Annotated in this window: 22 protein-coding genes; 14 read left to right on the top strand and 8 right to left on the bottom strand. The window is 68.0% G+C overall.

Features of this window, described 5'->3' with window-relative positions:
* Positions 1–14 precede the first annotated feature (14 nt).
* The 8 genes from WKR98_RS14425 to WKR98_RS14460 all read right to left on the bottom strand — a co-directional run bounded on the left by WKR98_RS14425 (position 15) and on the right by WKR98_RS14460 (position 7,001).
* A complete protein-coding gene (locus tag WKR98_RS14425) occupies positions 15–794 on the bottom strand; it encodes an ABC transporter ATP-binding protein (protein WP_341433924.1) in 780 nt (259 codons plus the stop codon).
* On the bottom strand, positions 795–1,592 hold the full coding sequence (locus WKR98_RS14430) for an ABC transporter permease (RefSeq protein WP_341433925.1): 798 nt from the start codon (positions 1,590–1,592) through the stop codon (positions 795–797).
* The gene (locus WKR98_RS14435) at positions 1,585–2,415 is read right to left on the bottom strand and encodes an ABC transporter permease (protein ID WP_341433926.1); all 831 of its coding nucleotides are present in this window, start codon (positions 2,413–2,415) and stop codon (positions 1,585–1,587) included. Before WKR98_RS14435 ends, WKR98_RS14430 begins: the two co-directional genes overlap by 8 nt.
* A 14-nt stretch (positions 2,416–2,429) precedes the next feature.
* A complete protein-coding gene (locus WKR98_RS14440) occupies positions 2,430–3,485 on the bottom strand; it encodes an ABC transporter substrate-binding protein (protein WP_341433927.1) in 1,056 nt (351 codons plus the stop codon).
* Between the two features lie 47 nt (positions 3,486–3,532).
* Complete coding sequence (locus WKR98_RS14445; protein ID WP_124689896.1) at positions 3,533–3,856, bottom strand: 4Fe-4S dicluster domain-containing protein; 324 nt, start codon at positions 3,854–3,856, stop codon at positions 3,533–3,535.
* On the bottom strand, positions 3,853–5,493 hold the full coding sequence (locus WKR98_RS14450; protein ID WP_341433928.1) for an FAD-binding protein: 1,641 nt from the start codon (positions 5,491–5,493) through the stop codon (positions 3,853–3,855). Before WKR98_RS14450 ends, WKR98_RS14445 begins: the two co-directional genes overlap by 4 nt.
* A gap of 174 nt (positions 5,494–5,667) precedes the next feature.
* Entirely contained in the window at positions 5,668–6,387 is a 720-nt protein-coding gene (locus WKR98_RS14455) for an SAM-dependent methyltransferase (protein WP_341433929.1), read from the bottom strand.
* Entirely contained in the window at positions 6,384–7,001 is a 618-nt protein-coding gene (locus tag WKR98_RS14460; protein WP_124689893.1) for a Maf family nucleotide pyrophosphatase, read from the bottom strand. The genes WKR98_RS14455 and WKR98_RS14460 overlap by 4 nt, the downstream gene beginning before the upstream one ends.
* A gap of 178 nt (positions 7,002–7,179) precedes the next feature.
* On the opposite strand from WKR98_RS14460, the gene WKR98_RS14465 reads away from it, so the two are divergent.
* From WKR98_RS14465 to lepA, 14 genes are all read left to right on the top strand, one after another.
* A complete protein-coding gene (locus WKR98_RS14465) occupies positions 7,180–7,752 on the top strand; it encodes a YceD family protein (protein ID WP_238160013.1) in 573 nt (190 codons plus the stop codon).
* A 245-nt stretch (positions 7,753–7,997) separates the two neighbouring features.
* Entirely contained in the window at positions 7,998–8,180 is a 183-nt protein-coding gene (gene rpmF, locus WKR98_RS14470) for a 50S ribosomal protein L32 (RefSeq protein WP_087840528.1), read from the top strand.
* Between the two features lie 229 nt (positions 8,181–8,409).
* The gene (plsX, locus tag WKR98_RS14475) at positions 8,410–9,486 is read left to right on the top strand and encodes a phosphate acyltransferase PlsX (protein ID WP_124692384.1); all 1,077 of its coding nucleotides are present in this window, start codon (positions 8,410–8,412) and stop codon (positions 9,484–9,486) included.
* Positions 9,483–10,499 (top strand): beta-ketoacyl-ACP synthase III, encoded by a 1,017-nt coding sequence (locus tag WKR98_RS14480; RefSeq protein ID WP_124689891.1) that lies wholly within the window; start codon positions 9,483–9,485, stop codon positions 10,497–10,499. Before plsX ends, WKR98_RS14480 begins: the two co-directional genes overlap by 4 nt.
* A 36-nt stretch (positions 10,500–10,535) precedes the next feature.
* Complete coding sequence (gene fabD / locus WKR98_RS14485; protein WP_124689890.1) at positions 10,536–11,474, top strand: ACP S-malonyltransferase; 939 nt, start codon at positions 10,536–10,538, stop codon at positions 11,472–11,474.
* A 163-nt stretch (positions 11,475–11,637) separates the two neighbouring features.
* Positions 11,638–12,381, top strand: coding sequence for a 3-oxoacyl-ACP reductase FabG (gene fabG / locus WKR98_RS14490; RefSeq protein ID WP_341433930.1), 744 nt, complete (start codon positions 11,638–11,640; stop codon positions 12,379–12,381).
* Positions 12,382–12,486: 105 nt separating this feature from the next.
* Positions 12,487–12,726, top strand: coding sequence for an acyl carrier protein (acpP, locus tag WKR98_RS14495; protein WP_087779058.1), 240 nt, complete (start codon positions 12,487–12,489; stop codon positions 12,724–12,726).
* Between the two features lie 144 nt (positions 12,727–12,870).
* Positions 12,871–14,100, top strand: coding sequence for a beta-ketoacyl-ACP synthase II (gene fabF, locus WKR98_RS14500; protein ID WP_124689888.1), 1,230 nt, complete (start codon positions 12,871–12,873; stop codon positions 14,098–14,100).
* 1 nt (position 14,101) lies between these two features.
* Positions 14,102–14,638 (top strand): hypothetical protein, encoded by a 537-nt coding sequence (locus WKR98_RS14505; protein WP_124689887.1) that lies wholly within the window; start codon positions 14,102–14,104, stop codon positions 14,636–14,638.
* Positions 14,635–15,237, top strand: a complete 603-nt coding sequence (gene rpoE / locus WKR98_RS14510) for an RNA polymerase sigma factor RpoE (protein WP_124689886.1) — start codon at positions 14,635–14,637, stop codon at positions 15,235–15,237. The genes WKR98_RS14505 and rpoE overlap by 4 nt, the downstream gene beginning before the upstream one ends.
* A gap of 82 nt (positions 15,238–15,319) precedes the next feature.
* Entirely contained in the window at positions 15,320–15,961 is a 642-nt protein-coding gene (locus tag WKR98_RS14515; RefSeq protein WP_341433931.1) for a sigma-E factor negative regulatory protein, read from the top strand.
* An 11-nt stretch (positions 15,962–15,972) separates the two neighbouring features.
* On the top strand, positions 15,973–16,992 hold the full coding sequence (locus tag WKR98_RS14520) for a MucB/RseB C-terminal domain-containing protein (protein WP_238160012.1): 1,020 nt from the start codon (positions 15,973–15,975) through the stop codon (positions 16,990–16,992).
* 79 nt (positions 16,993–17,071) lie between these two features.
* Complete coding sequence (locus tag WKR98_RS14525; RefSeq protein ID WP_124692382.1) at positions 17,072–18,532, top strand: DegQ family serine endoprotease; 1,461 nt, start codon at positions 17,072–17,074, stop codon at positions 18,530–18,532.
* Positions 18,533–18,759: 227 nt separating this feature from the next.
* Complete coding sequence (gene lepA, locus WKR98_RS14530) at positions 18,760–20,553, top strand: translation elongation factor 4 (protein ID WP_124689884.1); 1,794 nt, start codon at positions 18,760–18,762, stop codon at positions 20,551–20,553.
* Positions 20,554–20,561 lie beyond the last annotated feature (8 nt).

Raw genomic sequence — 20,561 nt, forward strand, 5'->3', positions numbered from 1 at the left:
CAGGCGCGGCGCCCTTAGCGCCGCAGTTGTCCCAGGATGGCGCGCCGGATTTCGCCGAAGCGTGGGTCGGCGCGGTCGCGAGGGCGCGGCAGGTCGACCCGGGTCGCGGCGACGACGCGGCCGGGGCGTGGCGCCATGACCGCGATGGTGTCGCTCAGGTAGACGGCTTCCTCCACGTCGTGGGTCACCACGATCACCGTCACCCGCCGCTGCGACCAGATGCGCAGCAATTCCTCCTGCAGATGGACCCGCGTCAGCGAATCCAGGGCGCCGAAGGGTTCGTCCATCAGCAGTATTTCCGGTTCCGAGACCAACGCGCGGGCGATCGCGGCGCGCTGGGCCATGCCGCCCGAAAGCTGGTGCGGATAGGCCTTGGCAAAGGCGGACAGCCCCACCAGTTCCAGCATCGCCGCCACGCGGCGGTCGCGCTCGCGCGCAGCGAGATCGAGGCTGTCCAGTCCCAGCGCGACATTGCCGGCGATGGTCAGCCAGGGAAAGAGGCGATGGTCCTGGAACACCATGCCGCGCTCGATGCCGGGCCCGGCGATGGGCCGGCCGTCGATCAGGATCTCGCCGTCGAAGGCCGCGTCCAGGCCGGCCACCAGGCGCAGCAGCGTCGACTTGCCGCAACCGGACGCGCCCACGATGCTCAGGAATTCGCCGTGCCGCAGGTCCAGGTTGATCCGCTCCAGAACCGGCAGCGGCTGGTCGTCCACGGTGTACTGCTTGCCCACCCGGCGCAGGGACAGCGCGTACGAAGCGGGTTGGGCAAGGGAAGGGGAGGAGGTCGTCATTCAGCGGTCCCGCCAGGTGATGATGCGTGAAAAGACATGGCGCGAGGCCCGGTTGCAGGCATAGCCCACCAGGGCCAGCGCGACGACGCCGGCCAGCACCAGGTCCATGCGGAACAACTCCCGCGCCGCTACCAGGAACGAGCCCAGGCCGCGTCCGACGCCGATCGCGTATTCGGCGCCCACGGTGCCTATCCAGGCCGTCAGCAAGGCGATTTCCAGGCCGATCAGGATGGCAGGCAGCGCGGCCGGCAGGACCATCTTCGTCACCCGCCGCCACGGCCGCAGCCTGAGCACCGCCGCGGTTTCCCAGTAGGCGGGGGCGATGGCCCGCACGCCTTGCTCGGTGTTCAGGAAGGCGGGGAAAAAGGCCGACAGCGAGATGAAGACCACCTTGGCGACCTCGTCCGTGCCGAACCAGGCGGTCAGTAGCGGAATCCAGGCGAACAGGGCGACCTGGCGCAGGCCGTGCAGCGTGGGGGCGATTGCGCGCTGGAGCGGGCGCGACAATCCCAGGGCCACGCCCAGCGCGACGCCGGCGCAGGCGCCCAGCGCGATGCCCGCCGTGGCCCGCGTCAGGCTGGCGGCCAGCGCCGCCCAGATCTGCCGCCCGTCCGGATCCACGAATGGCGACGACAGGACTTGGTGCAGCGGCACCAGCAGCGGGGTGCGCACGAGGCTGGTATCGACGACGGCCAGCCACAGCAGCACCAGGGCGGCGGGCAGGGCGGCGCCGCGCCGCACGCGGGGCGCAAGGCGTGAGAGGGCGGCCAGCGGCCCTGGCCAGGCCGTGTCAGCCATGGGAGGGCACCTTGCGGTTCAGGGCCTGCTCGACGGCCAGCAGCGCGCGATCCAGCGCGAAACCCGCCAGGCCCACCACGATCATGCCGACGATCACGAGGTCGGTCTGGAACTGCTTGCGGCCCCACACCATCATGTAGCCGATGCCCTCGGTGGCGGCCAGCATCTCGACCACGATCAGGGCGATGAACGCGTGGCCCAGGCCCAGCCGCACGCCGCTGAAGACCGGACCCAGGCTGGCGGGCGCGATCACCCGGATAAAGCGGGTCCAGGGCCGCAGGCGCAGCACCCGCGCGGTTTCGAGGTGGGCCTTGGGGATGTCGCGTATGCCCTGGGCGGTATGGATGACGATGGGCACGAAGACCGCCTTGGCGATGATCAGGATCTTCAGCGTTTCGGCGATGCCGAAGACCAGGATCAGGATGGGTATCCAGCCGATGGAAGGAATGGCGAACAGCGCGCGCAGCAGCGGGTCGAGATAGTCGCGCACGGTGTCCGAGACCCCCAGCGCGATGCCGGTGGCCAGGCCCAGCGCGGCGCCCAGCAGGAAGCCCAGGCCGATGCGGTGCAGGCTGACGGCGAAGTTCGCGGCGATGTCGCCGTTCCCCAGCAGTTCCACGAAGCTGGTCCATACCCGTTCCGGCGCCGGCAGGATCTGCGGCGCCATCCAGCCCTGGGAGGCGGCCAGTTGCCAGGCGCACAGGGCCAGGGCCGGCAGCAAGAGCGGCAGCAGCGCTGCGCGCCACGCCCGTGGCGCACGGGGCCGGGCCGGGGAGGCGGGGACGGCGAGCGCGTCCAGGCGGGCGTCGGTATGGGAGGTCATGGCAATCGCTCCCGTCAGCCTTCCAGCGGCTTGCCGTTGGCGTCGCGCCGCGGCCAGTTCCCCTGCAGGCCGAGCTGGTCCAGCGCCTGGTCGACGTACCTGGGCAGGAACCATTGCTGGAGATCTATGCCCGAGCGGATCAGTTTCTGTTCCTGGCTGAAGGCGACGGCGTCGCGGTACTGGGAGACGAAGAACGTGTCGATGCGCGGATTGAAGACGTCCTTGAGCGCCACCCCCGCGTACTCGTCGCGCAGCGCCGGGTAGGGCACGCCGGAGCGGGTCCAGATGCGCAGGGCTTCCTCGCGGTTTTCCTCATGTCCCAGCCACTCCGCCGCGCGCACCAGCCCGCGCACCACGCGCTGCGTGGCCTCGGGATAGCGCTGCTCGAATGATTCCGTCACCGTGATGGCGCCGAAACCGGCCGCCTTGGGACCGATGTCGTGCGAGCTGTAGAAGACCTTGGCCAGGCCCTTGTCGCGCAGCGACAGCAGCACGCTCGAACCGATCACCGCATCCACGCTGCCCGCCGTGAGCGCCGCCAGCTGGTCGGCGGTGGCAAGGTCGAGCAGCGTCACGTCCTTGAGGGTCAGGCCGTTTCCTTCCAGCGCCTTCAGGAAGGCCCAGTGCAGCACCGTGCCCTTGGCGACGGCCACCCGCCTGCCCTTGAGGTCCTTGAACGACTTGACGGGCAGGTCGGGCCGGGCCACGCCGAAGATGGTGGTGTAGCCGTACGAGGTCACGATGCGCGTGGGCAGCCCGTTGGCGCGGCCGACGATGTTGGGCAGCGACCCGTACTGGGCGAAATCCAGCCGCCTGTTGGCGATGGCCTCGTTGATGGCCGGCCCCGTGCCGGTGAAGTACTCGAAGCTCAGCTTGACCGGCGTGCCCTGGAATTCATCGGCGATGAACCCCTTGCCCTGCGCGATCGCCAGCACCGCCAGCCCATAGGGCTTGCCGAACCCCTGCCCGAAACCGCCGAACCGCACCTGCTCCGGCCAGCCCTGCGCCTGCGCGCCCGCCGCTACCAACCCCGACACCACGACCGCCGCCGCATAACGTATGAACCGCATATTCCTATCCTTTTAAAAAACGATGCTCTTGCCGTTGCCAGGGCTATTCAATGGGCTCGGCTCAGGAGCTCGAAACTGCTGTCCCGCTGCGCTGTTGCCGTGCGCCCGGCGCCCCAGCCGATCGCGGCGCGGTAGCTGCCCATCAGGGGCCGCGCCGCGGTTTCCTCGACCGCCTGCGCGGCGTCGGCCGGCGCCGCCACGTACAGGGCGTCCACCGGGCAGTACAGTTCGCACATGAAGCAGGTCTGGCAATCGGACTGCCGGGCGATGCGCGGCGGGCCGCCGGGAACGAGGTCGAAGACATTGGTGGGGCAGGCGTGCACGCAGATGTTGCAGGCGGTGCAGCGTTCGGCGCTGACGATCTCGATCATGCCGCCACCTTGCCCGCGTAGGCGCCCGGCGTCGCGGGCGTCGAGACAGGCTGCGCCCGCACCCAGACGTCGTCCAGTCCGCCGCTGACCAGCCGGTGGTGCTGGGCGGGATCGACGGCCGCGTGCTCGGCGCGCCGGTGCATGCCGCGCGTCTCGGTGCGTTGCAGGGCGCTGCGATACATCCAGCGCGAGGTCGCCAGCATGGCCGCCGCCTCGCGGGCGCGCACCCACTGCGTGCCCGTGCCCGCCGGCCGGCCGCGGCGCACGCGGGCCCACAGCGCATCCAGCCGCCCCAGCGAGTCCTCCAGCAGCGGTCCGCTGCGCGTCCAGTTGCGTTCGGTGGGAAACACCTCGGCCTGCACCGCGCGGATGACCGCGTCCGCGTCCCAGGAAGCGGACGGATCGCCGTCCAGCCCGGCGACGCCGGCGCGGTGGACGTTGCGGTGGCCGAAGGCTCGCGCCTCGCGGGCGAACCGGGCGGCGCCCGCGCCGGCCCAGAAACCCGAGGACATGGCCCAGGCGGCGTTGTGGCTGCCGCCGCCGGTGAAGGCCCCGCAGATCAGCTCGCGCGTGGCGGCGTCGCCCGCGGCATACAGGCCGGCGACTGTCGTGGCGCAGTCGTCGCCGACCACGTGCAGGCCGCCGGTGCCGCGCACCGTGCCTTCCAGGCGCAGCGTGACCGGGAAGTGCTGGGTGAAGGGGTCGATGCCCTGCCGGTCGAAGGGGACGAAGAAGTTGGGCTGCGCGGTGCGCATCCAGGCGCGAATGGCGCCGTCGGCGCGGTCCAGGCAGGCATAGACGGGCTGCGTCGCCAGCGTCCTGGCGATGACGCCGCGCCCGCGCGACGAACCCGCTCCTTCGATGCGCCGGCCGTCGCGGTCATAGAACGTCGCCCAGTTGTAGAACAGGGACTTGGTGACCGATGCGAAGGCCGGACCCAGCCCGTAGGCGTTGGAGAACTCCATGCCCGAGAGTTCGGCGCCGGCCTCGGCACCGAGCAGGTAGCCGTCGCCGGTCAGGACGTTGCAGCCCAGCGCGCGGCTCAGGAAGGCGCAGCCGCCCGTGGCCAGCACCACGGCGCCCGCGCGGGCCACCCACGTCGCGCCCGTCTGGCGGTTGATGCCGACAGCGCCGCAGACCGCGCCGTGTTCGTCCACCAGCAGTTCCAGTACCGGGCTGTGGTCGAGAATGCGCGCGCCCGCCTGCTTGGCCGCCTTGCGCATCAGGCGCATGTAGTCCGGGCCCTGTAGCGAGGTCTGCCGCAACTGGCCGTGTTCGTCCTGGGGGAAGGGATAGCCCCATTCCGTCAGCGTCTCGATGTTGTTCCACGTCTGTTCGAGCACGCGGTCCATCCAGGCGTGCTCGGCCAGGAAGCCGCCCATCTCCAGGCGGCTGGCCTTGGCCTTCTCGCGCGCGGCGGCGTCGCGCGGGACATGCCAGACGCCCGTGCCGGACGGCGCGGTCGCGCCCGAGGTGCCGCAGTATCCCTTGTCGGCGAGCACCACGCGCGCGCCGCTCGCGGCCGCGCCGACGGCGGCCCACGTGCCCGCCGGGCCGCCTCCTATGATCAGCACATCGGCATCGTGCCGGACCGAGGCTTCGGTGCCGGACAGGGGGTGCAAATCGCGTACCGCCATGTTCGTCTCTCCTGGAACCGGCCATGGGCCGGAGTGCGGGGGACCGCAGCGGAGAAAGGAACGCCTTCGCCCGCATGCCGGTCATGCATGTCCAGGAATGCTAGAGACGGACGGCTGGCCGCCCAACGATTTGTTTCGCGCTTGGTTATCCGTTTATCGCATGTGTTGCCGGCGCTAAGCCTTGGCCAGGAACAGGAACAGCGTGGGCTGCTTGTCCAGCTCGGGCGGCGGCTGGCGCTTCCAGTCCGCGATGCTTTGTGTGCGCACCCATTCGCGCTCGGTCGTGAGCGCGCGGGCGACGCACAGCAGGGTGGCGGGCCGCAGGGTGGCCAGCATCGTCGCGAACATGGCGCCGTTGCGATAGGGTGTTTCGATCAGGAGCTGGGTCTGGTTGTGCCGCGCCGAGGCCTGCTCCCATTCCCGCAGTTGGCGTGCGCGCTCGCCTGCATCGACCGGTGCGTAGCCGTGGAAGGCGAAGCGCTGGCCGTCGAGGCCGCTGGCCATGAGTCCGAGCAGGATGGAGGAGGGGCCCACCCAGGGCTGCACGCGTATGCCAAGGGCGTGCGCGGCGCGGGCCACGCGCGCGCCGGGGTCCGCCACGGCCGGGCAGCCGGCCTCGGAAACCAGGCCGATCTCGCCGCCCGCCGCGATGGGCTTGAGCCAGGCCGCGATGTCGCGGTCGTCGGTGCGGGCATCCAGGGTGTGAATGATGATTTCCTGGATCGGCCGCACGGTGCCGATGGCCTTCAGGAAGGCGCGCGCGGTCTTGGCGTTCTCGGCGATGTAGGTGTCCAGCCGGCCGGCCAGGGCGCGGGCCTCGGCGGGCAGCCAGCGCTCGGGCGGGGTGTCGCCGAGCGAGACGGGGACCAGGTGCAGGATGCCGGAGGATTTCATGCGCGGGGCTCCTCGAGCGCGTCCAGCGGGTCCATGCCGAAGCCGGCCAGCAGCCGGGTCAGGGCGATCAGCGGCAGGCCGATCAGGGCGGTGGGGTCGTCGCTTTCTATCCGCTCCATCAGTGCGATGCCCAGGGCCTCGGCCTTGGCGCTGCCGGCCGTGTCGTAGGGGCGCTCGGCGTGCAGGTAGGCGCGCAGCGCCCGGTCGGACAGTTCACGCAGCATGCACCGCGTGGTCACGACGGCGCTGGCGGGGTGCCGGCCGTCGTCCACCGCCACGGCGGTGTGGAAGGCCACCGTGCGGCCGCGCATGGCCTGCAGTTGCGCGAGCGCCTGCTCGAAGCCGCCGGGCTTGCCGATGGGGGCGCCGTCCACCGTCGCGACCTGGTCCGAACCGATCACCAGCGCGCCGGGGTGGGCCTGGCTCACGGCGCGGGCCTTGGCCAGGGCCAGGCGCAGGGCGAGGTCCCGGGGCGCTTCGCCCGGGGCCGGTGTTTCGTCCACGCCGGGCGCGGCCACGGAGAAGGGAAGCCGCAGGCGTTCGAGCAGTTCGCGGCGGTAGGGGGAGGTCGAGGCGAGGATCAGGGACCGCGCCGTGGTTTCAGGGCTTGCCATGGTGGGATAAGTGTTTGACTTGTTTGACTCTTTTCGGGTTTTCACGCTATTATCCAACGTTTTCCCGAGCTTCTTTTCCTTTCCGGGTGTCTTCACGGACTGCATGGCGGGACTGCGTGGACGTTTCGGAAAGCAGGCAGAAGAAAGTGCGGTGGAAAAACATGCAAGGCGGCAGGTCGTGAAAGACTCCAGCGAATCCGGCGCGGTGCGCCACATCGATGCGTTCGAGTTCGTCAGGCTCGGGCGATCGCTCGAAGGCAGCGCGCCGCTCGCGCGTTTCGTCCGCTTGCTGGACGGCTTGCCCGGGCAGGATCCTTCGGCGGTGGTGCGCTGGTCGGCCCAGGCCGATCGCGGTCCGCTGGGCGAACCCCTGATCCGGCTCGCGGTCGAAACGGTCCTGACCGTGCAGTGCCAGCGTTGCCTGGGGCCGCTGGCGATGCCCATCGAATCCGAGGTCGCGTTGCAGCTGGTCGAAACCGAGGCCGAGCTCGACGATCCGAATACGTTCGATGAGTCCGACCTGGAAGAGCTCGACGCGGAGCAGGATTTCGAGAAAGTATTGGGGTCGCGCCGGTTCGATCTGTTCGAGCAGGTCGAGGACGAGTTGATCCTGAGCGTGCCGTACGTTCCCCGGCACGACATCTGTCCCGATGGCGGGGGCGGGCCCTCGGGCGATGAACCCGAGAAAAAGCCGTCGCCGTTCGCGGTGCTGGCCGGGCTGAAGGGCTCGGCGGGCGATGTCGGCAAATAAGCGACATATTTTGTGTATAGTCGCAGCGGGCCGGACAAGGGGCCTTTGATTCCCCGGTCCGGCGCGATGCGGATAAGTAAGCGAGCGTTGTAAGCGTTTTCGCGGCAGTTTGGGTTTTTGGACGGCGTTTCGGGCAAGCCTGCGCAGACCGCCGTCATCATTCGAGAAAGCAGGTTTTAGAACTCGCGGCGGTCACGCGTAGGCATCTGGCTTACAATGCGCGCCGTTCCTAGGAGTCCAGTCACATGGCCGTTCAGCAAAACAAAAAGTCGCCCTCCAAGCGTGGTATGCACCGCGCCCACGATTTCCTGACCAATCCCCCGGTCGCCGTCGAACCGACCACGGGCGAGACGCACCTGCGTCACCACATCAGCCCCAACGGCATCTACCGCGGTCGCAAAGTCCTCAAGACCAAGAACGACGAGTGATACCGAACGGCCCCGGGCAGTCCCTTGCACTGGGGTCGTTTACTCAGGGGTGGAATGCGGACGCCGCGAGGCCTACAGGTCGGCGTTCTTCCCCTGGGCACTTGCGGAATGCATTTTCCGGTCTTGTCTGTCCCGCCGAACCAGGTTTGCCGATGACCGATACAGCATGTGTCTGTAGAGAGCCGGGCAGTCCTGAGGCGCGCGGACAGGCGTTTCTGCGTCCATGGCTATGATCCGTATCGCGATCGATTGCATGGGAGGCGATTTCGGCCTGCCCGTGACGATTCCTGCTGCCCTGGCGTTCTCCGACCGTCATCCCGGCGTCGAGCTGCTGCTCGTCGGCCTGGCCGACCAGATCGAAGCCCGCCTGGCTCAGGCCAAGGCCGCGCCCGCCCAGCGGGAGCGGCTGCGCATCGTGCCCGCCACCGAAGTCGTCACCATGGACGACAAGGTCGAGGTCGCGCTGCGCCGCAAGAAAGACTCCTCCATGCGCATCGCCGCCGAACTCGTGCGCGACGGCCAGGCCGACGCCTGCGTCTCGGCGGGGAACACCGGTGCATGGATGGCCATTTCCCGCTATGTGCTCAAGACGCTGGACGGCATCGACCGTCCCGCGATCGCCAAGGCCATTCCCAACCAGTCGGGCGGCATGACCGTCATCCTGGACCTGGGCGCCAACGTCGATTGCACGGCCGAGCACCTGCTGCAGTTCGCCATCATGGGTTCGGCGCTGGTTTCCAGCGTCGGCCATCGCGAGCGGCCCACCGTGGGCCTGCTCAACATCGGCGAGGAAGCGATCAAGGGCAACGACGTGGTCAAGCAGGCCGCCGAGCTGCTGCGCGGCAGCGCGCTGAACTTCCACGGCAACGTCGAGGGCAACGACATTTTCAAGGGCACCGTGGACGTGGTCGTCTGCGATGGCTTTGTTGGTAACATCGTGCTCAAGTCTTCCGAGGGCCTGGCCAAGATGCTGGGTGTCTTCATCAAGGAAGAGTTCAAGAGAAACCTGTTCACGCTGTTGATGGGCGCCATCGCCACGCCGGTGCTGAACCGCTTCCGCCAGCGCGTGGACCCGCGCCGCTACAACGGAGCGGCGCTGCTGGGATTGCGCGGCGTCGTCATCAAGAGCCATGGTTCCGCCGATACCTACGCGTTCGAATGGGCCCTGCAGGACGCCTACGACGCGGTCGAAAGCGGCTTGCTCGGCCGGACTGCGCAAACCATTGCGCAGATCACGAGCGTGCCGGCCGGCGGGATCGAGCATGAGGCCGGCCTCGAGCCGTCCTCGCACGGAGATATTGCATGAGTGCAACAACGGCGCATCCGTCCAGCAGCCCGGCTCCCGCGGCATGGTCGAGAATCGTCGGTTCGGGCAGTTGCCTGCCCGAGCGCGTGGTCAGCAATGACGAGCTGGCGGCCGAACTGGCCCAGCGCGGCGTCGAGACGTCCGATGCCTGGATCGTCGAGCGTACCGGCATCCGCCAGCGCCACATCGCCGAGCGCGGCGTCACCTCCAGCGACCTCGGTACCGAGGCCGCGCGACGCGCGCTGCAGGATGCCGGGATCGACGCCGCCGAGCTCGATCTCATCATCGTCGCGACCTCGACGCCCGATTTCGTCTTTCCCAGCACGGCCTGCCTGATCCAGGCCAGGCTCGGCGCCTCGCGCGCCGCGGCCTTCGACGTCCAGGCCGTGTGCACGGGCTTCATCTACGCGCTGACCACCGCCGACAGCTTCGTGCGCGCCGGCCGGGCCCGCAAGGCCCTGGTCATCGGCACCGAGGTCTTCTCGCGCATCCTGGACTGGAACGACCGGTCGACCTGCGTGCTGTTCGGCGACGGCGCCGGCGCCGTGGTGCTCGAGGCCTCGCCCGAGCCGGGCGTGATGGCCGCCAAGCTGCATGCCGATGGCAGCCAGACCAAGATCCTGTGCGCCGCGGGCAACGTGGCCTATGGCGAGGTGACCGGCGACCCCTTTCTGCGGATGGAGGGGCAGGCGGTCTTCAAGCAGGCCGTCACGGTGCTCGACCGGGTGGCGCAGGAAGTGATGGAGGAAGCGGGCGTGCCGCTGTCCGACCTGGATTGGCTCATTCCCCACCAGGCCAACGTGCGCATCATCAACGCCACCGCCAAGCGCCTCGGCATCCCGCTCGAACGCGTGGTGTCCACGGTGGACCTGCACGCCAACACCTCGGCGGCCAGCGTGCCGCTGGCCCTGGACGCCGCCCGCCGCGATGGCCGCGTCAAGCGGGGCGATCTGGTGATGCTGCAGGGCGTGGGCGGCGGATTCACGTGGGGCGCCGTGCTGGCGCGCATGTGAGTCCGGTAGGAAAACAGAACAAGCGGGGCTTTACCCATGACTAAAATCGCATTCGTCTTTCCCGGCCAGGGTTCGCAGTCGGTCGGCATGCTCGACGGCTTCGCGGGCAATGCGTCGGTGGCCGACGTCGTGGCCCGTGCCGGCGCCGCCCTGGGCGAGGACCTGGGCGGCCTGATGGCCAACGGCCCGGCCGAACAACTGAACCTGACCACCTACACCCAGCCGGTCATGCTGACCGCCGGCGTGGCGGCCTATGCCGCCTGGCAGGCGGCGGGCGGGCCGGTTCCGGCGGTCGTCGCCGGACACAGCCTGGGTGAGTACGCGGCGCTGGTCGCCGCCGGCTCGCTCACGCTCGAAGATGCCGTGCGGCTGGTCCGCATCCGTGCCGACGCCATGCAGTCCGCGGTGCCCGTGGGGCAGGGCGGGATGGCGGCCATCCTGGGCCTGACCGACGACCAGGTGCGTGCCGCCTGCGCCGCCGCGGCCCAGGGCGAGGTGGTCGAGCCGGTGAACTTCAACGCACCGGCGCAGGTGGTGATCGCCGGCAACAAGGCCGCCGTGGAGCGTGCCTGCGAAGCCGCCAAGCAGGCGGGCGCCAAGCGCGCGCTGCCGCTGCCGGTTTCGGCGCCTTTCCATTCCAGCCTGATGCAGCCGGCCGCCCAGACGCTGGCCAAGGCGCTGGAAGCCATCGACATCCAGTCGCCCCATATCCCGGTGCTCAACAACGTGGACGTGGCCGCGCCGACCCAGCCGGCGGCGATCGCCGACGCGCTGGTCCGCCAGGCCTGGCATCCGGTACGATGGGTGGAAACCATACAGCTGATGCAGTCCCAGGGGATCACCCATGTCGTCGAGTGCGGGCCGGGCAAGGTGCTGACGGGCCTGGCCAAGCGCATCGCTCCCGACCTGACGGCGCTGGCCGTGACGGACCAGGCATCGCTTGAAGCCGCGTTGGCGGCGGTAGCCTCCAATTAGGGCTCCCCCCTACGCGCTTCGCGCGCCCCCCAGGGGGCGATGCGGGTGGACCGGCGGAGCCGGATCCACCGCGTCCTGGCAAAAGCAGGAACGGGGGGGTAACTCGGGGTTGGATGGATAGTCCGGGGCGCTGGGGCGCGCCGGGGTGAGATAAGGAAAAATCATGGAATTGCAAGGCAAGGTCGCGCTGGTGACGGGCGCGTCGCGGGGGATAGGCAAGGCGATCGCGGCGGAATTGGCCGCGCGGGGCGCGACCGTGATCGGGACCGCGACGACCCAGGCCGGCGCCGACACCATCACGGAGGCGCTGGGCGGGTTCCCGGCCAAGGGCCGTGGCGTGGTGTTGCAGGTGAACGACGCCGCGGCGGTCGACGCGCTGGTGGACGAAATCGGCAAGACCGACGGCGGTCTGCACATTTTGGTCAACAACGCCGGCATCACCCGGGATACACTCGCGATGCGCATGAAGGACGAGGATTGGTCGGCGGTGATCGACACCAATCTGACGGCGGTGTTCCGCCTGTCGCGCGCCGTCATGCGGGGGATGATGAAGGCCAAATGGGGCCGTATCATCAACGTGACCTCGGTGGTGGGGGCCAGCGGCAACGCCGGCCAGGCGAACTACGCCGCCGCCAAGGCCGGGGTGGCCGGCATGACCCGCGCCCTGGCGCGGGAACTGGGCAGTCGCAACATTACCGTCAACTGCGTGGCGCCGGGTTTCATCGATACCGACATGACCCGTGCCCTGGGGGACGAGCAGACCGGTGCCCTGCTGGGACAGATCCCGCTGGGCCGCCTGGGCCGTCCCGAAGACATCGCCCACAGCGTCGCCTTCCTGGCGTCGCCGGGGGCCGGATATGTAACCGGCGCCACCCTGCACGTCAACGGTGGCATGTACATGAATTGATTTCCGCGTATTGCAACCGCGATATGCATTCGTCCGGCCGGGCCGCTTTAGACAAGCGAGCTTGGCTATAATTCAGTTAGATATAGACCCTTTTGGAGGATCTCCATGGATAGCATCGAACAGCGCGTCAAGAAGATCGTCGCTGAGCAACTCGGCGTCAACGAAGCCGAGATCAAGAACGAATCTTCTTTTGTCGACGACCTCGGTGCCGATTCGCTCGATATGGTGGAACTCGTCATGGCGCTCGAAGACGAGTTCGAGACCGAGATTCCCGACGAGGAAGCCGAGAAGATCACGACCGTGCAGCAAGCCATCGACTACGTTGGCGCGCACATCAAGAAGTAAGTCGTTTTCGTGCGATGACGCAGGCGGCTCATCGGCCGCCTTCGTTTTTTAAGTTCGGCGCGGCCATGCGCGACCTTGCCGGAGTCAACGGCGGGAGGGCAGCTGCCGGATTCGCTTTTTCTCCGCGCACTTGAGGAGTAGTCAGTGAAGCGACGCGTCGTCATCACCGGTCTCGGTATCGTTTCCCCTGTGGGCAATGACATCGCCTCCGCATGGGACAACATCGTCAACGGCCGTTCAGGCATAGACCGCATCACCCGCTTCGATCCCACCGATTTCAACTGCCATATCGCCGGTGAAGTCAAAGGGTTCGACGCGAGCCAGTTCGTGCCCGCCAAGGAAGTGCGCCAGATGGATACCTTCATCCATTACGGCATCGCGGCCGGCGTGCAGGCCTTGAAGGACAGCGGGCTTGAAATCACCGATGCCAACGCCGAGCGCGTCGGCGTCATCGTCGGCTCGGGTATCGGCGGCCTGCCCCGCATCGAGGAAACCGAGGCCGATTACCTGCAGCGCGGTGCGCGCCGCATTTCGCCTTATTTCGTCCCGGCGTCGCTGATCAACCTGATCTCGGGCCAGCTGTCGATCCGCTTCGGCATGAAGGGGCCCAGCTACGCCGTGGTATCGGCGTGCACCACCGGCCTGCACAGCATCGGTGATGCCGCGCGCCTGATCGAATACGGCGATGCCGACGTCATGCTGGCCGGCGGCGCCGAGTCCACCGTGTCGCCGCTGGGCATCGGCGGCTTCGCCGCCATGCGCGCGCTGTCCACCCGCAACGACGACCCCAAGACGGCCTCGCGGCCCTGGGACCGCGATCGCGACGGCTTCGTGCTGGGCGAGGGCGCGGGCGTGCTGGTGCTCGAGGAATACGAACACGCCAAGAAGCGCGGCGCGCGCATCTACGGCGAATTCGCCGGCTACGGCATGAGTTCCGACGCCCACCACATCACGGCGCCCGATCGCGAAGGTCCTTGCCGCGGCATGGTCAACGCGCTGCGCAACGGCCGGATCAACAAGGAAGAGGTCCACTACGTCAATGCCCACGGCACGTCGACGCCGCTGGGGGACAAGAACGAGACCGAAGCCCTGAAGCTGGCCTTCGGCGACCACGCCAAGCAGATCGTGGTCAGCTCGACCAAGTCCATGACGGGCCACCTGCTGGGTGCCGCCGGCGGCATCGAAGCGGTGTTCACGACGCTGGCCATCTACAACCAGATTGCTCCGCCCACCATCAACATCTTCAATCAGGACCCCGAGTGCGATCTCGACTACTGCGCCAACCAGGCGCGGCAGATGAAGATCGACGTCGCGCTGTCGAACTCCTTCGGGTTCGGCGGTACCAACGGCACGATGATCGTGCGCAAGGTCTGATTTGAACGATCTCGGGGCGGCACCCTCCGGCCTGTCCATGCTGGCGCATCTGCGGCCTTCGCGCCGCGCCGGCCTGCTGGGGCATTGCATCGCCCTGGCAGCGGGATGGGCCGCGGCCGCCGGGACCTGGTTCGCGCTGGCCGGTTCGCCGCTGGCCTGGGCGGCAGCCCCGGCCGCCGGCCTGGGCCTGGCGCTGGGCGCCATTGGCTGCCAGCGCCGGGCGCGCCTGTCGTTTCGCGCGCTTGCCGTCGACGCCGGCGGCAACTGGTCGTTGGCCGACCGGCAGGGCTGGCGGCGTTTCCGGCCGCATCGCATCTGGCGTTCCCCCCTGGGCTGGCTGACGCTGCAAGGCGATCTCGCGCCGCCGCCGGGACGGCTCCAGCCGCCCGCGCGGGCGACGCTTACCGTATGGGCCGACAGCCTGGATGCCGGGGAGTGGCGGCAGCTGCGCATAGCCGTCGCCTGGACCGAGCAGCGGGGCGAGGGCCTGCTGGTCGCGCCCCAGGCCCGTGATCCCCGCCTGGGAACCCCGGCATGACGAGCGAACGCGAGATCGACGCCGAGCTGGTCGCCCGCGTGCAGCGGGGCGACAAGAAGGCGTTCGAGCTGTTGATGCTGAAGTATCAACGCAAGATCCTGCGCCTGTTGTCGCGTTTCATCCGCGATCCCAGCGAAATTGAAGACGTCGCCCAGGAGGCCTTCATCAAGGCCTATCGCGCGCTCCCGCAGTTTCGCGGGGAAAGCGCGTTCTACACCTGGCTCTACCGCATCGCGATCAACACCGCCAAGAACCATCTGGTGGCTTCGGGCCGGCGTCCCAGCTCGCCGTCCGAATATGAGAACGAGGACGGTGAAACTTTCGACGAAACCGACAACCTAAGCGATATCAATACGCCAGAATCCATGATGGCGACCCGCGAAATTGCCGAAACGGTCAATTTGGCGATCGAGGCTCTTCCCGAAGAGTTGCGAACGGCTATCGTGTTGCGCGAGATTGAAGGAATGAGCTATGAGGATATCGCCCAGTCGATGGGATGTCCCATAGGCACCGTGCGATCCCGGATCTTCCGGGCGCGCGAGGCAATTGCGGCCCGGTTGCGGCCTCTGCTGGATACCCAGGACGACAGGCGTTGGTAGCCGGGGGAGAGCAGGGCATGGATTTTGGGCAAAATGGCAGGTAACCGGGCAATCGGCAGCCCCGGAGGTTATGGAAATGCAGGTGACATCGCATCGGAATGAGTCCGTCGGTTTCGGCCAGGAAACGGCCGCGTCTGCGCAGGACGAACTGGACGGGTTGAATCGGGCCCGGGTAGAGGAATGGCTGTCGGCCTACATGGACGGCGAACTCGCCGACGAGGCCGATGAAGCGAAGGCGGCCGTGTCCGCCTATCTGGCTACGGGCGGCGGCCGCGCCGACTGGGACCTGTACCATCTGGTCGGCGACGTGGTGCGCACGCCCGAACTGGCGCTGCCCATGTCGTCCGGCTTCCATCAGCGCTTCCTCGAAGCGCTCGAACACGAGGCGCCCATCGTCGCGGCCCCCCGACGGACGGTCTCCCGCCGCTTCATGACGCGCTATGGTTTTCCCGGCCTGGCCGCCGCGGCCGCCGTCGCCTCGGTCACCTGGATCGCCCAGCCCTATTTCGGCGGGCAGGGTGCGCCGGTCGAGTTTTCCGCCAGCGCCCAGCCGGCCGCCGCGCCGGCCATCGCCCAGGTCGCCGCGCCGGCCGCTCGCCGGGCCGCGCCGGTGGTCGACGTTTCGCTGGGCGAGTACCTCGAGGCTCACCGGCAGATCGCTGGCCGGAGCGCCATCCGGCAGGTGTCGGCCACCTCTTTCGAACCCGCCGCAGGGCAACGTTGAAGGAAGGTCTCGTGTCGGAGGTTAGTCGTTCGGCCGTGGTGTGGTCCACGCGTTCCCTGGCGTTCGCCATGTTGTGCCTGGTGACGATCGCGTCCCAGGCGCAGTCCTCGGCCCCCGCGGTTCCGGCCGATGGCACCGGGTTGTTGCAGCGCATTCAGTCCTCGGCCCGGGAACTCAATTATTCCGGCGTCTTCGCGTATCAGCAGGGCGCCTCGATGCAGTCTTCCCGCATCACCCACGTCTACGACGGCAAGAGCGAGCACGAGCGGCTGGAACTGCTCGACGGCCAGCCGTTGGAGTTTCTGCGCAAGGACGACGAGATCCAGTGCCTGCTGCCGCAGAAGCGCGCGGTGCTGATCGAGACGCGCACCGCCCGCGACCGTTTTCCCGGCCTGATGATAGGCGGTCCGGACCAACTGGGCGAACACTACGACGTCAGCGTCGAGGCCGAGCCCGAGCGCGTGGCCGACCGCGATTGCCAGGTCATTACCCTGCGTCCCCGGGACAACGACCGCTATGGCTACCGGCTGTGCGCCGACAGCAGTTCCGGGCTGCTGCTGCGAGCCCAGACCCTGTCGCCCGAGGACGAGGTGGTCGAGCAGGTCGCGTTCATCGCGCTGCAGGTGGGGGCGGATGTCGACCGCAAGCAGCTCAAGCCGCGCTGGAAGACCGAGGGCTGGCGCGTCGTGCGCACGCAGCTCAAGCCGGTCAAGCTGGCCGATCTCGGCTGGAAGGTGGGCGAGCCGGTGGGTTTCCACAGGATGATGGAAGTCCAGCGGTCGATGGGCGGCAAGCCCGACGTCAAGCAGGTCATGCTCTCGGATGGCCTGGCGGCGATCTCCGTCTTCATCGAACCCTATAGCGAATCGCATCCCAAGCAGGTCGGGCCGGGCGTCCGCGGCGCTATCAACGTGGTGGGGCGCCGCCTGGGCGACCATTGGATCACCGTGCTGGGCGAGGCGCCCCTGGGCACGATCCAGCAGATCGCCGATTCGATAAGCTATACGCCGGTGGCCGCGCGCAAGCCCTGAGTGCTGCCGGTTTCCTGCCTTTTCTTTACCCGGAGCTTACATGTCAGTTTTCCATGGTGCTGCGCGCTATCCGCATCCAATGAAACGGGTGTGCTCGACCCTGGGCACCGCGTTGCTGCTGGCCTTGTTCGCCGCGTTGCTGCTGGTGGCCGGCCAGCCGGCGGCCCAGGCGCAGACTCGGGCCCTGCCTGATTTCACCGATCTGGTGGCCAAGGCCGATCCGGCCGTGGTCAACATCCGAACCACCGCCCGGGCCGTGGCGCGCGGCCCCTATGGCGGCGGGGGCGGCCAGGATCCCTACGAGCTTTTCCGCTGGTTCTTCGGCCCCGATTTCGTGCCTCCCGGCCGGGGGCCCCGGCAGCCGACCCCTCCGGGCAACAATGACGAGGGCCAGGAGGTGCCGCGTGGCGTGGGATCGGGGTTCTTCATCTCGGCCGACGGCTACATCCTGACCAACCACCACGTCGTCAACGGCGCCGACGACATCTACGTCACGCTGACGGACCGCCGCGAATTCAAGGCCAAGGTCATCGGCTCGGACGAACGCACCGACGTGGCCCTGATCAAGGTCGAGGCCGCGGGCATGACCCCGCTCAAGCCCGGCGATCCCACCCAGTTGCGCAAGGGCGAGTGGGTGATGGCCATCGGCTCGCCATTCGGGCTCGATTCCACCGTTACCGCGGGCATCGTCAGCGCCACCGGCCGGGATACGGGCGACTACCTGCCGTTCATCCAGACCGACGTGGCGGTCAACCCCGGCAACTCCGGCGGCCCGCTGCTGAACATGCGCGGCGAGGTGGTGGGCATCAATTCGCAGATCATCTCCCGCAGCGGCGGCTTCATGGGCATTTCGCTGGCCATTCCCATCGACGAAGCCATGCGCGTGGTCGACCAGCTGCGTTCCAGCGGGCGGGTCATCCGTGGCCGCATCGGCGTGCAGATCGGCGAAGTCAGCAAGGAAGTCGCCGATGCCATCGGGCTGGGCCGCACGGCCGGCGCCTCGGTGGGCATGGTGGAGCCGGGCAGTCCCGCCGAGAAGGCCGGGATCGAGCCGGGCGACGTCATCCTGAAGTTCAACGGCAAGACCATCGAGCGTTCGTCCGACCTGCCGCGCACGGTGGGCGAGACCAAGCCGGGCACCAAGGCCACGATTCAGGTCTGGCGGCGTGGCAGCACCCGCGACCTGTCCATCACCGTGGGCGAACTCGAGCCGGACAAGGCCGCCGCCGCCCGCCAGGACGAGGGCGGCAGCCAGGCCCAGAAGACCAACGTGCTGGGCCTGGCGGTGTCCGACCTGCCGGCCGCCCGCCGCCGCGAGCTGCGAGTCCGGGGCGGGGTGCAGGTGGATGCCGCCGACGGTCCCGCCGCCCGGGCCGGTATCCGCCAGGGGGATGTCATCCTGGCGCTGGACAATACCGAAATCACCGGCGCGTCGCAGTTCAACGGGCTGGTGGCCAAGATCGACCGGAACAAGGTCCATGGCGTGCTGGTCCGGCGCGACGACCTGACCCAGTGGGTGCCGATACGGCCCACGAGGTAGTCGGGCAGACATTCGCGCTCGGCGGTAAAATGCCGGGTCGCGACATATCTATCGGGCAGGCCGTGCGGGAACGTCCCGCACGGCTGATACAGGCGGGGCGCGTTGCGCCCCCTTTTTTTGCAAATCCCCAAGGGCACCGCGGACCCGGCCTCGCCGGTCAGCCAGTGCCGCGCCCCCTTGAAGGGGCGCGCGCAGCGCGTAGGGGGTGGGCTTACTACTTGGATCGCATGCAGCACATTCGCAATTTCTCCATCATTGCCCACATCGACCACGGCAAATCGACGCTTGCCGACCGCATCATCCATCGCTGCGGGGGCTTGTCGGATCGGGAAATGGAGGCCCAGGTACTCGACTCGATGGACATCGAGCGCGAGCGCGGCATCACGATCAAGGCTCAGACCGCCGCGCTGCACTATCAGGCGCGGGACGGCAAGACCTACAACCTGAACCTGATCGACACCCCGGGGCACGTGGACTTCTCGTACGAAGTCAGCCGCTCGCTGTCGGCCTGCGAGGGCGCGCTGCTGGTGGTCGATGCCTCCCAGGGCGTGGAGGCGCAGACCGTTGCCAACTGCTATACGGCCATCGAATTGGGCGTCGAGGTCGTGCCGGTGCTGAACAAGATGGACCTGCCGCAGGCCGATCCGGAAACCGCCAAGCAGGAAATCGAGGAAGTCATCGGGATCCCCGCGGATGACGCCATCCCGGCCAGCGCGAAGACCGGCATGGGGATCGACGACATCCTGGACGCGGTCATCGCCCGTATCCCGCCGCCCGAGGGCAGCGCCACCGAACCGCTGCAGGCGCTGATCATCGATTCGTGGTTCGACAACTACGTGGGCGTGGTGATGCTGGTGCGCGTGATCAACGGCGTGCTCAAGCCCAAGGAAAAGCTGCTGCTGATGGCCACGGGGGCAACCCACCTGTGCGAGCAGGTCGGCGTGTTCACGCCCAAGTCCGAGGCCCGCACGCACCTGTCGGCGGGGGAAGTGGGTTTCATCATCGCCGGCATCAAGGAACTCAAGCACGCCAAGGTGGGCGATACCATCACCCACGCCTCCAAGCCGGCGGCCACGCCGCTGCCGGGTTTCAAGGAGATCAAGCCGCAGGTGTTCGCTGGCCTCTACCCGGTCGAATCCAGCGAGTACGACTCGCTGCGCGATTCGCTGGAAAAGCTCAAGCTCAACGACGCCGCGCTGATGTACGACCCCGAGGTGTCGCAGGCGCTGGGCTTCGGCTTCCGCTGCGGTTTCCTGGGGCTGCTGCACATGGAAATCGTGCAGGAGCGGCTCGAGCGCGAGTTCGACATGGACCTCATCACCACCGCGCCGTCGGTGGTCTACGAGGTCGAGCTGCGCGACGGGTCGGTGGTCACCGTCGACAGCCCGTCCAAGATGCCCGAGGTGGGCAAGATCGCCGACGTGCGCGAGCCCATCGTCACGGTCACGCTGTTCATGCCGCAGGAGTACGTGGGGCCGGTCATCACCCTGTGCACGGCCAAGCGCGGCATCCAGATCAACATGGCCTACCACGGCCGCCAGGTCCACCTGACCTACGAGATCCCGCTGGCCGAGATCGTCCTGGACTTCTTCGACAAGCTCAAGTCCGTGTCCAGGGGCTATGCCTCGATGGACTACGAGTTCAAGGAATACCGCAGCGCCGACGTGGTGCGAGTCGACCTGCTGATCAACGGCGACAAGGTCGACGCGCTGTCGCTCATCGTGCACCGCGCCAACGCCCGCGCCCGCGGACGGGACGTGACCGCCCGCATGCGCGAGCTGATTCCCCGCCAGATGTACGACGTGGCCATCCAGGCCGCCATCGGCGCCGAGGTCATCGCGCGCGAGAACGTCAAGGCCTTGCGCAAGAACGTGCTGGCCAAGTGCTACGGCGGGGACATTTCCCGCAAGAAGAAGCTGCTCGAAAAGCAAAAGGCCGGCAAGAAGCGCATGAAGCAGGTCGGCAGCGTCGAGATTCCGCAAGAGGCCTTCCTGGCCATTCTGCAGGTGGAGGACAAATGAACCGCGGT

Origin of the sequence: Pigmentiphaga sp. YJ18, assembly GCF_038066655.1 — a bacterium.
Lineage (GTDB): Bacteria > Pseudomonadota > Gammaproteobacteria > Burkholderiales > Burkholderiaceae_B > Pigmentiphaga.